This is a genomic window from Sphingobium chungbukense, assembly GCF_001005725.1.
Classification (GTDB): domain Bacteria; phylum Pseudomonadota; class Alphaproteobacteria; order Sphingomonadales; family Sphingomonadaceae; genus Sphingobium; species Sphingobium chungbukense.
In genome coordinates this window covers 136,366-150,536 of the sequence record NZ_LBIC01000010.1, presented here as the reverse complement: position 1 = coordinate 150,536, position 14,171 = coordinate 136,366, and the positions used below count along the sequence as shown (strand labels likewise).

The window sequence follows — 14,171 nt, the reverse complement described above, 5'->3', positions numbered from 1 at the left end:
GGGTTTTGCGCTTCACTGATGGATTGAATACCGACCGCTCGCACTGCCTAGCGAAGGGTGGTTCCAGCTTCCTTAATACATAATCTTAGTGCCAAAAATGGATGACGAGCGGCGCGAGCAACGCGGTCAGCACGCCGTTCAACGCGATTCCAAGCGCTGCGAACGCGGCTGGGAGGCTCCCCAATGACGCGACCTGAGCCGCAGCCACGCCACTCCCGGCGACACCGGCGGCGAACCCATGAGCGCGATCGTCATTGATCCGCAGGTGCATCAACAATCGCCGTCCGATGATGGCTGCAACGATGCCGCCGATGATCGCAAAGGCTGCCGTCAGGGCGGGGATGCCTCCGATCTGTCCGGACACGGCCATGGCGATCGGCGTGGTGACACCCTTGGGCGCCATGGACAACGCGACCGTGCGGGTGCCGCCAAGCAGCCAGACAAGGGCGACTCCACCAACAATCGAGGCGATCGATCCCGCGATCAGCGCGAGGGAGACGCCTGGCAGGGTGGCCCTGACATGGCGGATGTTGCGGGCCAGTGGTGCGGCCAGCGCGACCGTCGCCGGGCCGAGAAGGAAATTGATGAACTGGGCGCCGGCAAAATAGGTCTGATACCAAGACTCTCCGATCAGAACCCATGGGCCCACTGGCGCAGGCCGATGGACATGATGCGCCAAGGCTGATCGACGAGCTTGTTCCAGGCGAAGCAGCAGTGGTCGACGATGTCATCGTAGGATTTGAAGATGCGGTTCGACAGCCAGTTGTCGCGCATGAACTGCCACACGTTTTCGACCGGGTTGAGCTCCGGGCACCTTGGCGGCAGCGGCATCAGCGTGATGTTGGCAGGCACGACCAGTTCGGCCGATCCGTGCCATCCGGCCTGATCGAGCAGAAGGACCGCATGCGCCCCCGGCGCGACGTGGAAGGCGATTTCCTCAAGATGCATGCTCATCGCCTCACTGTTGCACTTGGGCATGACGATGCCGGCGGCCTTTCCTTCAGCGGGACAGATCGCGCCGAACAGCCATGCCGAGGATCGTCGCTGGTCCTTGGGCGCTGAAGGCCGCGTACCACGCCTGGCCCATCGCCGAGTGAGCTTGGTCTGCTGGCCGATCCGGGCTTCATCCTGCCACCACAGTTCTATGCGCGTCCCTTTGGGGAGGGTCTTGCGGATTTGCGCCACACGGGCGCCGAACTCTTTTTAAAAACGGCAATGTCGTCAGGCTGCTGGCCCCGGTGATGGGGCCGGGCCGTGAGCTTGCGGTACCCCATGGTCCGCAACTCGTGGCCCAGGGCCTGCTTGCTGATCGATACCTCGAACTCGTCCCACAGCCACTGTACCAGATCGATGATCCGCCAGCGCACCACCCCATGCACGGCGGCGATCGGTCCGGTCTCGATCACCTTTGCCAGCGCGTGACGATGACCATCATGAAGAATGGTCCTGGGTCCCGGAGCCTTGCGCGTCGCCAGACCAGCGACGCCGCCTTCGTTGTAGCGCACGACCCAGTCGCGGATGATCTGCAGCGTCACTCCGGCAATCCCGGCTGCCTCGCTCCGGCTGCCGCCGTCCAGGATCCTCGCAATCGCCAGAAGCCGCCGAACCTGCCCCGCGTCCTTGCTGTTCCGCGCAAAGGCGCGAACCTCCACCGAACTCAAGTCCTCCCGCAGCCTGATCGGCGCCGCCATCGCAAACCTCCAACAGTTTGCCATGGTGAATCATGCCAAGCGCCCGACCAAAACCCCCCGTGAGTCAGATTCCACAGGTTTTGGTATGATATGTCGTCCGGGTCATGAGCAGGATCCCGGCGACCAGCAGGATCGCGATCAGCACGGGATTGGCAAAGGCGGTATCGCGACAAGCGCGCTGCACCCGTTGCGCCGCAGTATAAGCCCCCAGCGTCAGCACGATCCACAGGAGAGGCGAAAGGGACATCGGCGTCCATACCGCCAGAACTTCACGGGTCATGACTGGATTCCCTCCGGTCCTGCCAATGGGGCAGGGAGCTCATGTCCGGCGTTGCGGCAGGCGGCGTGGTGCATGAACAGGGCAGTGACGGCGAGGCTCAGCACCGTCGATCCGACCAATCCGCCTAGAATGGCGAGCCACTGGGCACGCAGCAAATCCGTTTCAGCGATGATGCCGACGCCGGCCGGAACGAACATCAACCCCATATTGGCGATCAGCCGGTCGGAAAGAATGTCGAGAGACGAAGGCGCGACGATCGACCGATCATTGGAGTGCCCGTTCCGAAGAAGAAAGGCGGTCAGCAGGACCATACCGATCACCGGACCGGGTATCGGCAGGCGAAGCAGGATTCGAATTGCCTCGCCCGCCAACTCGCAGCCCAGCAGGATCAGGAACGAAGGGATCATCGCGCCGCCGCGTCGAGCATGAGTGGAAGTCCGGCATCCGCTGCCGCCAAAGCGCCGAGCGCCGACCAGTCGAGGGCCGCCCAGCCGCGGGCCACCAGCGCGACCAGCCGGTCATGAACGAGGCTGGCAGTCGGCATCGGGACGCCCGCGACTTCCGCCTCGGCCAATGCGAGGCGCAAATCCTTGACGGCGAGCGGTGCCGTCATGCCCGGCGGGCTGTACCGCTCCTCGACGATCTTGCCGCCATAGGTTTTGTGGACCTTGCCATCGAACAGCGATCCGGTCAGCACGGCGAAAGCCCGATGCGGGTCCACGCCCGCCTTGCGCAGCAGTGCGATCACCTCGCCCATGCCCTGCAGGGTCTGCGCGGTCAGCACATTGCCGGCCAGCTTCATCAGATTGGCGGCCGCTGCATTCTCGCCCAGATCGAAGACCTGCTGCCCCAGGCGCGCCAACAGCGGTGTGACGCGCGCGACCGTCGCGGCTTCACCGGAGGCAAGCACGAACAGCTTGCGGGCGGCGGCGAGATCGGGGTTGCCGAGCACGGGCGCGGCGACATAGCCCTGACCGGAATGGGCATGGTCTTCCGCCATGCGTCGCGAAAGACCGGGGCTGATCGTGCTCATCGAAATGTGCACGGCATCGGTCTTGAGCACGTCGATCAGGCCGTCTCTCGCGAAGACCAGGTTCGACACGATCTCGTCGTTCGGCAACGAGGTGATGACCACGTCCGCGTCCGCCAGGTCGCACAGTTCGGCAGCGGCGCGGGCGCCGGCCGCGACCAGTGCGGAGCAACGCTGGGCGTCGCGGTCATGGACGATAAGGTCGAGGCCATCGGCCAGCAGGTTGTGGGCGATCGCGCTGCCCATATGACCCAGTCCGATCACGGACACGGTCGATATTCTTGCAGAATCGGGAATATTGGCATCGGGGGCGGGAAGGGTGGCGGTGGTTGTCATGATGCTATCCAATCCAGTGAATGCTTGGATTGTGCGTCAAATTGCCGTCCTGAAAAATCGCCGGAACGGGAAACGACTTTTGCAGGAATGGGAAAAATGAGAGGAGAAGGCCGCAACTTCAGGGGATGAAGGCGATGGACTATCTGGCAGCTATGCGCGCATTCGTGCGAGCGGTTGATCTTGGCAGCTTCTCACGCGCGGCGGAGGAGCAGAACCTCAAGGTATCGACCGTTTCACGTTATGTGAGCTATCTGGAGCATGATCTCGGCGCCGCCTTGCTCAACCGGTCGACCCGGTCGCTGCATCTGACGGAAGCTGGCACGGCCTTCTTCGAGCGCGCTGTTGCGATCCTTGCGGACGTGGAGGATGCGCGTCAGGCGACCACGGCCCTTAACGCGCGTCCGCAGGGTCTCCTGCGCGTGGCCTTACCGGGGGCCTTCGGGCGGCATCACGTCATTCCCCATATGGCAGAGTTCCACCGGCTGTATCCCGATATCCGGCTGGATCTCCATCTGTCCGAGGAGACGGTCGACCTGATCGCAACGGGCATGGACTTCGGCATCCGCATCGGCGCGCTCGCCGACTCAACGCTGGTCGCCCGCAAGCTGGCGCGGCATCGGCGTGTGATCGTCGCCAGTCCCGATTATCTGGACTGTACCGGTGTTCCCGCCTCGCCATCCGATGTTGCCGATCATGCTTGCCTGCTCTTCGCCTTGCAGGCGCGCGATGCGTGGTTCTTCGCCAGCGCAAATGAAGCGGATGCCGTTCAGACGGAAGTGAGGGTCGCCGGCGCATTCCGGTCCGACGATTCCGACGCCATGCTGCGCGCCGCGATCGACGGCCTGGGTCTGGCGTTGCTGCCAACCTGGCTGACGATCGACGCCGTGGAAGCCGGCGCTCTTCATGCCGTGCTGACGGATTGGGATTGGGCGATCCGCCCAGGGCCAGAACGCGCGATATGGGGGATTTACCCGCCCAAGAAGACCTTGTCGCCCAAGGTGCGCGCTTTTCTCAATTTCATGGCTGCAAAGCTCGAAGGCCTACCGTGAGAGCGTGCTGCGCTTCTCGCTTGTCTTGTGCGTGTTTCCCCGAACTGGGTTGTCTGATCGATTGGGATCGAAATCCGCTTAATCAGAAACACAAGTGTACGCCTCCCGGCGCATTAAAGGTAGAAATATACGCATCCTGCGCCCAGGTCCGATTAATGAGGGAAAGCGATTTTTCACCGTCAATCTTATGCCGATAAATGGCCTGCTTAGACAGATACTGGTCACAAGCGGCGACCATGGGTACGAAAATATTTTGCAAACCATTCGCAATGACCAATAGCGTGCGAACCTGCCATGGGCGATCCGCGATGCATGGTGCGGCGCCGTTTGAGCCGCATTCGGCGTCGAGCTGAACGAGATCGACAATAGTGAACGACGCGTCCAACCGGGCCTAGCGGAGCGACGAGAAGGAGAATCGGGTGCAACCCAGTCGCGGTCGTATCTATGCAATGCTGACGCTGGTCATGCTGTTGTGGGCGGGAAACTCGATTGCGGCGCGCGCCGTCCATAGCGAGATTCCGCCCTTCACGCTTGCCTTCTGCCGCTGGTCGGGGGCGCTCATGGTCCTGCTTCCGTTCGCTTGGCCCAAGATCGTGGCGGACCAGCCAGCGATTCTGCGGAACTGGGGCAAGATCCTGTTATTGGGCGCGGTGGGTGTGGGGTGCTTCAACGCCTTTCTCTATTCCGGCCTGCGCTACACGACGGCAACCAATGGCCTGCTCATTCAGGCTGCCATTCCTGCACTGGTGCTGCTGTTCGATTTCGCCTTATTTCGCGTTCGGCCGCGCGTCTTCCAGATCATCGGCGTGCTGATCGCCTCTGCCGGGGTTGTGGTGATCGTGTTTCGCGGCAATCCTGCGGCCCTCGCGACACTGAGCTTCGGTCGGGGCGATGCCCTGGTGCTGTGCGGGGTGGTGGCATGGTCGCTCTATACCGCGTTGCTGCGCATACGCCCGGTCATCGATCCGCTGAGCTTCCTCGCTCTGACGTTCCTCGTCGGCGTAATCGCCATGCTGCCATTCGCGCTTCACGAGTGGCAGACCGAGGCGGTGATCCTGACGCACAAGTCGATCGGCGGCATCGCCTATGTTGCGATCCTGCCCTCGGTCGTCGCCTACTTCCTATACAACATGGCGGTGGGTGAGATCGGCGCAGGCATGGCGGGGCAGACGATCAGCCTGCAGCCGCTTTTCGGCGCCTTGCTCGCGGTGCCGCTCCTGGGCGAAGCTCTACAGGGGTATCATGTGGCCGGCATGCTGCTGATCCTGGTCGGAATCGCCGTGCCCATCGCCGTGCCGTCGATCAAGCGCGGCGAGGCCGACTAGCGCGCGGACGGGATGTACCGTCATAGGGTGGCTTTCGATCGAACGGCCGTCGCAGTGGCCAGTAGCAAAGGATGACGGCGAGCGGCACGGACAGGGCGACCCAGGATAACGCCCTCCATGTGAGTGTCTGGCCGAGCAAAGCGGCCAACAGGCCGAAAGCGCTTAGGCTATCGGACCAACGCTGCGTGCGGTCAGATTACCTATTTGAAGCCCCTCCCCGCGCGATTTCTCACTTACCATAATGAGAGGTTATGGTAAGTATAGAAGCGTGATATCAGCAGGGAAGGGGCAAAATGCCGATCGCGAAGAAGCCGTGGGAAGCACGCGGCACAGATGTGCCGCGCTTTGTGCCGCATAGTTGCAATACCCCGCGCGCGGGCACGTAACAAGCGATGTCCGAGAAACCCACCAACGGTTCCAATGCGGAAATCATCGTCGTCAAGACCGCGGAGGCGGCGTTGCCGAAGCGCCCGCGTAGCACGGACGTCGAAACCATCGACATGCGGCTTTTGCGAACGATCGGCGGCATCGTGCCAATCGATCTGCCTCCGATCAGCCAGCTGGGGCTCGAGACAACGCTGGCGGCTATGGCCGACGCGACGAAGGCGGCGATCGCCGCCGATCTTGATTGCTGGCGCGATTGGTGCGGCGAGGAAAGCCGGACACCGCTGCCGGCCGATCCCGAAGATATGGTGCGCTATGTGAATGCCCTCGACGCCAGGGGCAAGAAGCCCGCGACTCTCGCGCGGCGCATCGCGAGCCTCGGCTCCGTGCACCGCATGATGGGGTTGGCCAGCGAAAGCGCCCCTACCGATGCGCCGATGGTGCGCGCGGCGCTCAAAGCCGTTCGCCGGCGCCAGGGCGTTAGACAGCGCCAGGCCGCGCCTTTGCGACTGGGCAAGGCATTGGATGCCCACGTCACCAAGGGCTTCACCCTTGCCGCGCTACTCGACGCCTGTGGAGCCGATTTGCAGGGGCTACGCGACGCCGCCCTGCTCTCACTGGGCTATGACGCAGGCTTGCGCGTCAGCGAACTCACAGTGGTGGAAAGTCTGCACATCGATCCGCAGGAGGATGGCTCGGCGACATTGTTCATCCCCTTCTCCAAGACTGACCAGGATGGCGAAGGCGCCTGGGCATGGCTCTCGGTCGAAACCATGCGACGGGTTCATGCCTGGGATGATGCAAGTGGCATCCAAGAAGGACCGCTGTTTCGCAGGGTCGGTGTCGATCGGCGGCGCGCGCGACAAGCCGAGCCGGAGACCGCTCTGGCGCGAACGACCTATTCCATCGGAGCAGCCCCGCTCACCCGGCAGGGCGTCAACGGCATTTACCGCCGTGTGGCACTCGCTGCCTATGAAAAGGGACTGGTCACGCTGCCGGTGGGCAAGCTGCAGGACGCGATCCAAGCCCTGTCCACTCATTCCCTACGCGTTGGCCTCACGCAGGATCTGTTTGCCGCAGGCGAAGATGGTGTCGGCATCGCCCAGGCGCTGCGCTGGAGTTCCCCGGCCACCGCGTTGCGCTACGGCCGAAAGCTCGCCGTTCGCAGCAACGTCGCAGCGCGCGTCCTTTCCAAGGTTCGTGGTTGAGGATGGCCGACCTTGGACTACACCTTGGTGTAGGAGGGCCACATGGCCGCATTATTCGACAAAGCGCTACACAAAGACATCCCATGCCATTGAGTATGCTTTATAGCCATACAATGAAGCGCCCACATCGACTCGGATGAGGGTGAAAGCCAAGTAAGGGATCCGGGGTGTCGTCAGTGGGTGATTTGCTGTTCGCTGCGACCGAATGGTTGCGCACGACGGCGCTAGTCGATCTGTCACTCTGGCTATCGGATACCCCGATCAGCATCTTCGTTCGCGACCATTTCTACATCATCCCGGCATTGCAGACCGCGCATATCCTGTCGATCGCTACTGCATTCGGATCGGCGATTATGGTCAACGCACATATCCTGAGAATCGGCCCGCTCTATGGGACATTGCCGGGCACAATAGATCGCTTCATGCCTTGGCTATGGGCAGGACTGGCCATGCTCATTTTGAGCGGCATTGGCTTGGTAATCGGCGATCCTCCTCGTGAACTGCTAAATGCGGTTTTTTGGATCAAGATGACCCTCGTGTTCGGCATCATTCTTTTGAGCGCAGCGGTTCAACTGAGGGCGTTGCGCAAGATTGATGCTGTGGTTCGTCTGGGAGCAGTATTTGTGATCCTGCTCTGGTGCGCGACGATAATCGCAGGTCGCTGGATCTATTATGTGCCTGTTTGAGAGGATGCGGTGAATCTCCAACCCATTTGGCATACGCTCGAAGCGTCCCGGCTCGGCCAGTATCTGGCTTCTTCGGATTGGGCATTCCCAACGCTCGAAACAGTGCATGTGATTGCTTTGGTAGCGATGCTGGGTACGATCCTTGTGCTCGATCTACGGTTGCTCGGCGTTGCGTCACGGTCGGTCGCGGTGACGGCGGTAACGCGCGCAACGTTGCTTTTTGCCGTCCCGGCATTCGGTCTCGTCACGCTGAGCGGCGTGCTGCTGTTCATGAGCAAGGCCCCGATCTACATGATCAACGTCTATTTCCTCGCGAAGCTGGTGCTATTGGGACTGGCTGGCATCAATGTCGCGATATTCCACCTGCTCACCTGGCGCGGTATCGCCGTTTGGGACACTGTTGCTGTTAGCCCAATGTCTGCGAAGCTTGCGGGCGCGTTCTCGCTCGTCTTCTGGATCGGCACCGTCTTTTGCAGCCGGATGATCGGTTTCACGCTCGGCCTCTATGAATGAGGAGCGAAATGCACTTCATTTTCCTCACCGTCTATTCGCAATTATCGAGTATTATTCCAGAATCCGGAATTTAATATTTCGGCTCCAGCATCTTCTGACTGCAGATCGAAACATGTATTAAATCTAATATAGCTGACGTTTGCATAGTGATCTTCAGTTTTTTACAATTGTAGAGGTGATTTAAATTAAAAAATATCAATCCGATATCGGATCTAAAGTAGTAAAAGTTTCATGAATGAAATCATTCACAGTGACCTTTTAAGAAATTATTTTGACGATTTAATATATATATTCGTCCTATGGCGTAAACTATAATTATAGGCAGCGGCCAGATAATTGGTTACTGAGATCAGTGTAAACGTTTCCATCGGGAAAAGTATATTCACTTCAAGGAAAGGATCGCAATGACCAAGCGTGTGTTGCTTCTTCTCGCCGATGGCTTCGAGCCGCTTGAGGCAGCGGGATTTACCGATGTTCTAGGCTGGGCCAATATTGATGGAGAGGAACCGATCGAGCTCGTCTCAGCAGGGTTGCGCTCCCCACTCAAGGCAACTTTTGGCTTTTCTGTTATTCCTCAGGCATTGGTAGGTGAGCTCGATCTAGATTCTTTCGACGCAGTAGCGGTTCCTGGCGGGTTTGAAGGCGCTGGCTTTTATGAAGACGCGCTATCTCAGCGGTTCAGCGACATTATCCGAAGGTTCTCAGATAAGCAGCAGCCAGTAGCATCCGTATGCGTGGCATCTCTGTCACTTGGCGCCGCAGGCGTGCTGAAAGGCCGGCGCGCTACCATCTATCACCAGATTGGCGGTAAAAGGCGAGCACAACTCGAGCATTATGGCGCGAAGTTCGTAGATGAGGCAGTTGTTGTCGACGGCATGCTTATTACTTCTACAGGACCCGGCACCGCGATTGAAGTTGCCTTCGAATTGCTGACGGTACTGACTTCACAAGAAAACTCTAACCACATTCGTAAGCTCATGCGAATTCCGGAGCCTGCTGCGTCGTGGCGTGGCATGCCTCAGGTGTCCACTATCTAATTTTACGGATTTCAGGGCTCTCGAAGAAAGGAGTCTGTGACGGACTATAGGGCGCTGCAGAGCAGTACGCGGCTGCATCGCCTAGGCATGGGCTGTTTCGCATAAATCAGACCGGCAATCTTAATGATGCTTATGTGTACCTGTCACTTTAGGAGGCTTAAGGGATTAGAGACGTCCGAAGCACCGTACCGGCCGCTTCGGATAGTCTTACGCTCTTCCCGGTTTCCGTCCCGAGGCCAAAATAGAATTGCCTGCGAAACACCGCGAAGGAACGCGCGAACGTCGGCGCGGCGAAGGTGAGGATCGGCGTCGCGTGCTCGAGCGCGCGATCGAACCGGAAGATCGTGACCGCATAGCCTCCCTCCGATTTCGATTTGGCGGTCAGGCAGTAGAGCCGATTCTTGTGCACGAGGATGTCCCAAGGGATCTGGTCGTCCGGTAGCGGCAGGCGCCGGGTCTGCTCGAGCGAAGTTGCTGCATAGACGCCAAAGGGAAGCCATTGGTGGTCGTTGTGTTGCCAGCCGCCAATATAGACCGTCTGATCGTCAATTCGCGCCCAGCGTCGCACGAGGGGGATCTTGTCCGACGCCCCTGCCTGAAGATCAGGAAAGAGCGGAACGCTGCTGCCGAAGATGATCGGCATGAATCCCTCTTGCGCGGGGTCAAACTGGAACAGCGACGCGACCGTCTGCACGCCCGTTTCCCCAACCGGGCGCATCGGTGCGGTGGCGCTTGCATAGAGCGCATCGCCGAGTTCGAAGAGCGACCAAAGGCGCCCGAAATACCCTTTCCCGACCAATCTTTCGAGCGGCGCCGCTCCCGTAACCTGCCCATCCCGGCTGACCGGTCCGGGAAGCAACGCAGCGGGCTTCCAGTTCGCGCCGTCATCGCCTGAGATCCAAGCGTCGATCGGCTGACCATAAGAACCGCCCGCCGCGATCAGGTGCCCGTGGAAACGTTGCACGCTGTAGATGTGGAGGCCGCGCGGGACGTTGCGCACCTTCGTCCAGTGCCGATCGGTACGACGATACATGTTGCCGAACGACCAGTCATCCCGGCTGTCATGGCCGGGAATGAGGAGGACATGACCGTCGGGATAATATTGGGCGATCTGCTCCTCATCGACCGAGAACTCGGTGTGGAAGCGCTTGCCGTCATAGGAGACGACAGGCACGGGCCCAGCATTGGGGGACGGATCGAAATTGGAACTGTTGCCGGCACCGAGAAACAACCGACCGTCGAACACCTGCATCGTCCAGATGTTTCGTGGATAGGGCGCCTCGGGCCAGCGCTCCTCGAAGGGCGAGCCGACGACGACTGGGGTTACCGCCCGCTGGGCATAAGCTGTCTCGGCGGGCGCGATCGTTCCGGTGATCAGCGCCGCCGCGAAGAGGAGAGCTGGCCGCATCGGTTAAAACTTCGCCTCGACGCCCAGGAAGAAGAAGCGGCCGACATTGTCGTAGCGCACCGCGCTACCATTGATGCCCCCTCCGAGATAGGTGGATGCAGTAAAAGGCGGTTCGACGTCGAGCAGATTATTGATACCGGCCCGGAAGGTATAAGTGCGGCCGAGCTTATAGCCTAGGGTGAGGTCGGTATAGACGCGAGCGCTCACCGTCGGCAGGTCATAGGTCTCCTTGCTCGCCTGCGGATCGATCATCGACTTGCTGATGAATTGATTTTCGATACGGGCCGAGACGCGACCAATCTGGTATTCGGCAAATTGCCGTGCGAGCCAGCGCGGATTGCTGAAGCGTCCATCCTGGATCACCAACGTGTTCGGATCGTTGGGGTCGGTTTGGAGTTCGAGCTGAAGCAGTAACGTCGCCGTCCCGCCGATGCGCAGCGTTCCCGGACCGACCTGGCGCGCATAGTCCAGGGCGAAGTCGATACCTTGGGTTTCCTGACGCGCCACGTTCAGGAGCGAGCTGTTGATTGCAATCAGGCTGCCGTCCGTGTCGATCTTGATCGACTTGCAGAAGATATTGTCGATCGTCTTCGCATCGACACAACGGGTCGCGATCGCATCGGCTGCGAAGGACGTCACAGCATCGGCGAGCTTGATATGGAAATAGTCGATCGAGGCATTGAGGGGCCCGAAATTCACGGCACCGCCGACGCTGAAGCTGTTCGAGGTCTCGGCTTTCAGGTCCGGATTGCCGCCGCTCGTCACGGTTGTTCCAACGAAGGTGTCGCGGAAGTTTGCCGGGACGCCGAGCGCGGCGCAATTGGCGCGACGGTTGGTCGTCTCGCCGAGCCGCGGCGCATCGCAGGGATCGACGAAGTTGACGATCGATATCGATCTGGGTCCGTAGAGCTCGACGAGGTTGGGCGCGCGAACCGAACGCGCCCAGGATGCCCGCAGTCGGACCTGGCGGATCGGCGCCCATGTGCCGGCGGCATTCCAGGTCGTGGTCCGACCGATCGAACTATAGTCTGAAATGCGAAGCGCGCCTTCCGCCTCGAGCGACCCCAACAAACGGTGATCGCGCAGGATCGGGACGCGCAGCTCGCCATAGCCTTCATTGACCGTGAAGCCCTTGTCGATCGGCTGGCGCGGCACGGCCAGGCCTATGAAGTCGATCGCATGGGAGAGCGACAGGCCGTCATCGTGCGTGACGAGCTTCTCGCGTCGATGCTCGCCCCCCACCGCGAAGGCGAGCGGGCCGGCAGGCAGGTCGAACAGTGTGCCTGTGATCTGGCCCGACACCACCTCCTGCACGTTCTTGATCGTCTGGAGTCGGTCGCGAACGAAATAGTCGCGCTGGGCCTGGGTGAGGTCATCGCGTGCGAAGATATTGAACGGAACGCATCCTGCCGCGCGGGCTGCTGCGTTGCGACACATGGGTTTTCCATCGGGTCCGGCAATTGCATCGACGGAATAGAGGAAATTCTGTCCGATCAGCATGTTCTTGAAGGTGAAATTGTCGTTATATTCGCCCCGCTGATAGGACACGCGCCAGTCGAAGCGATCGACCAGCTTGCCTTCCAGGCCCGCGACGATCGTCCAGCTATGGCGATCGTGGATGTTGTCGAGGTCGCCTAACTCTTTCATCGCCCGGCGAACGGGCAGCTTCTGGAGCTTGTTCGCATCCATCAGCGCGCCGACCGACGCGGGCAGGAATATGTTGTCGCGTGCGATCTGCGGACCGCCCAGTCCGTTGAACCAGATGGTCCGCTCGTCGAACCGGTAATATTGCTCGAGGCTCTTCGAATAGGTCTTGGAGAATTCTCCCTCCAGGAAAGCCGAGACCCCTGGGGTAATCTCGTAGCTCAGGTCGCTGCGCAGAGAGATCACTTCGGACGGCGAACGAAGCTCGATCCAGTCCGCATAGCTCGCACCCGTATCGCCAATCACCGAACCGAGCGAACCCGGCCGGACAATCTTGCCGCCGAGCGGCTGCAGCCCGTTCGCGCCATAAACATAGGTCTTCCCACCGACGAACATATTGGCGTCATAGGTGACGTAGGTGTCGTTGAGATTGACCAGGGTGATCTGGTTCGGAATACCGTCGTTCGGCCCGGTGTTGGCCGGGTTGGCGTCGGTGGCGACACGATACTGGCCGAAATCGCGCTGCCTCGAACGCAGCCGGCCGCTCGTCGTATAGGCGGCACCGAAATTGATGAAGCCGCGCCCGTCGGCGAAGTGGGTTCCGCCATAGAAACCGAGCGCCGCATTGTTCGCCCCGCCATGCTGGCTCATGCCGCCGCGCGCGGACAATTCCACGCCCTCGGTGTTGCGCTTGGTGATGATGTTGACGACGCCGCTGACCGCGTCTGCGCCATAGACCGCCGATGCGCCGCCGGTGATAATCTCGACACGCTCGATCATCGACGGCGGGATGGTGTTGATGTCGACCGCGGAGGAACTGCTTGACCCCGAGACCCTCCGCCGGCCGTTCACGAGGGTGAGGCTGCGATTGGTCCCGAGTCCGCGAAGGTTGACGAACGCCGCGCCCGCGTCACCGCTGCGGAATGTGTTGGCGTTACCAAGGCCGACACCGAACGCCGGGAATTCCTGTAACAGGTCGGCGAGGTTGACCGCAGCTGAGTTGGCGAGATCGGCAGATCCCACCACGGTGATCGGCACGGGCGTGTCGTTCCTCGGCCGGGCGATCCGCGAACCGGTCACGACGATGTCTTCGGCCGGCTCCCCGCCTTCGGCCGCGGCCGGATCGACCGATTGTGCCGTCAGCCTCGGCGCGGCGCTCGGCGAGCGGCTTGAGATCGTCAGTGCCGCTCGCGGCCGGATCACGATCGAAAAGCTGTTCTTGCCGACCTTGCGGAACGAAGCGGATGTCCCCTCCAGCAAGGCGGCAAGCACCTGCTCGGGCGATCCGCGTCCCTTGAAGCCGCGGCTGGAGATTCCTTGCACCGTGTCCGTCCGATAGAGGAGGTTGAGGCCGCTCTGCTGGCGAAACGCAGCGAGCGCGCCATCGAGCGATTGTGGTGCGATCTCATAGGTTCTTCGCTCCGCCTGTTGGGCGTACGCGCTCGGAACCAGGGCAACGGCCGATAGGGCGACAAGCATTCCCCCGGACATCAAGCGCGCGGCGTTTCTGGCCAGCATTGGTTTCTCCCTCAAACCCTGGGCCGGCAAGCACGTTTGCTGGCCGTTCAGAGGGGAGACCT

Annotated in this window: 14 protein-coding genes; 6 read left to right on the top strand and 8 right to left on the bottom strand. The window is 60.7% G+C overall.

The features are described 5' to 3' along the window. Nucleotides 1-85: 85 nt before the first annotated feature. From YP76_RS20645 to YP76_RS20620, 5 genes are all read right to left on the bottom strand, one after another. Nucleotides 86-649 (bottom strand): LrgB family protein, encoded by a 564-nt coding sequence (locus YP76_RS20645; RefSeq protein WP_046765484.1) that lies wholly within the window; start codon nt 647-649, stop codon nt 86-88. Further along, a protein-coding gene (locus YP76_RS27260) for an IS630 family transposase (protein WP_157035846.1) occupies nt 631-1,691 on the bottom strand; the annotation gives its coding sequence in 2 pieces (ribosomal slippage) (nt 631-1,184 and nt 1,184-1,691; 1,062 coding nt in all). The genes YP76_RS20645 and YP76_RS27260 overlap by 19 nt, the downstream gene beginning before the upstream one ends. A 64-nt stretch (nt 1,692-1,755) precedes the next feature. Beyond that, nucleotides 1,756-1,971, bottom strand: a complete 216-nt coding sequence (locus YP76_RS20630) for an LrgB family protein (protein ID WP_046765482.1) — start codon at nt 1,969-1,971, stop codon at nt 1,756-1,758. Then, complete coding sequence (locus YP76_RS20625; RefSeq protein ID WP_046765481.1) at nt 1,968-2,378, bottom strand: CidA/LrgA family protein; 411 nt, start codon at nt 2,376-2,378, stop codon at nt 1,968-1,970. The genes YP76_RS20630 and YP76_RS20625 overlap by 4 nt, the downstream gene beginning before the upstream one ends. Beyond that, nucleotides 2,375-3,337: an NAD(P)-dependent oxidoreductase gene (locus YP76_RS20620; RefSeq protein WP_052757531.1), complete on the bottom strand. Its 963-nt coding sequence runs from the start codon at nt 3,335-3,337 to the stop codon at nt 2,375-2,377. Before YP76_RS20620 ends, YP76_RS20625 begins: the two co-directional genes overlap by 4 nt. A gap of 134 nt (nt 3,338-3,471) precedes the next feature. Here YP76_RS20620 and YP76_RS20615 point away from each other — a divergent pair, with 134 nt between their 5' ends. Further along, nucleotides 3,472-4,386 carry a LysR family transcriptional regulator gene (locus YP76_RS20615; protein WP_046765561.1) on the top strand — a complete coding sequence of 305 codons (915 nt, stop codon included), beginning with the start codon at nt 3,472-3,474 and terminating at the stop codon, nt 4,384-4,386. A gap of 82 nt (nt 4,387-4,468) precedes the next feature. On the opposite strand, the gene YP76_RS27945 is transcribed toward YP76_RS20615, so the two are convergent. Continuing rightward, nucleotides 4,469-4,771, bottom strand: a complete 303-nt coding sequence (locus YP76_RS27945) for a hypothetical protein (protein WP_157035845.1) — start codon at nt 4,769-4,771, stop codon at nt 4,469-4,471. Between the two features lie 34 nt (nt 4,772-4,805). On the opposite strand from YP76_RS27945, the gene YP76_RS20610 reads away from it, so the two are divergent. From YP76_RS20610 to YP76_RS20590, 5 genes are all read left to right on the top strand, one after another. After that, nucleotides 4,806-5,711, top strand: a complete 906-nt coding sequence (locus YP76_RS20610) for a DMT family transporter (protein ID WP_232307668.1) — start codon at nt 4,806-4,808, stop codon at nt 5,709-5,711. A 392-nt stretch (nt 5,712-6,103) separates the two neighbouring features. Continuing rightward, entirely contained in the window at nt 6,104-7,303 is a 1,200-nt protein-coding gene (locus tag YP76_RS20605) for a tyrosine-type recombinase/integrase (protein WP_046765479.1), read from the top strand. A gap of 176 nt (nt 7,304-7,479) precedes the next feature. After that, a complete protein-coding gene (locus YP76_RS20600) occupies nt 7,480-7,989 on the top strand; it encodes a hypothetical protein (protein ID WP_052757530.1) in 510 nt (169 codons plus the stop codon). Between the two features lie 9 nt (nt 7,990-7,998). Further along, nucleotides 7,999-8,502: a DUF6644 family protein gene (locus YP76_RS20595; RefSeq protein WP_046765478.1), complete on the top strand. Its 504-nt coding sequence runs from the start codon at nt 7,999-8,001 to the stop codon at nt 8,500-8,502. 404 nt (nt 8,503-8,906) lie between these two features. After that, nucleotides 8,907-9,539 (top strand): DJ-1/PfpI family protein, encoded by a 633-nt coding sequence (locus YP76_RS20590; RefSeq protein ID WP_046765477.1) that lies wholly within the window; start codon nt 8,907-8,909, stop codon nt 9,537-9,539. A gap of 157 nt (nt 9,540-9,696) precedes the next feature. On the opposite strand, the gene YP76_RS20585 is transcribed toward YP76_RS20590, so the two are convergent. Together YP76_RS20585 and YP76_RS20580 are read right to left on the bottom strand one after the other, a co-directional pair. Continuing rightward, complete coding sequence (locus YP76_RS20585; protein WP_046765476.1) at nt 9,697-10,947, bottom strand: hypothetical protein; 1,251 nt, start codon at nt 10,945-10,947, stop codon at nt 9,697-9,699. 3 nt (nt 10,948-10,950) lie between these two features. Beyond that, a complete protein-coding gene (locus YP76_RS20580; protein WP_232307667.1) occupies nt 10,951-14,070 on the bottom strand; it encodes a TonB-dependent receptor in 3,120 nt (1,039 codons plus the stop codon). Nucleotides 14,071-14,171: the final 101 nt, after the last annotated feature.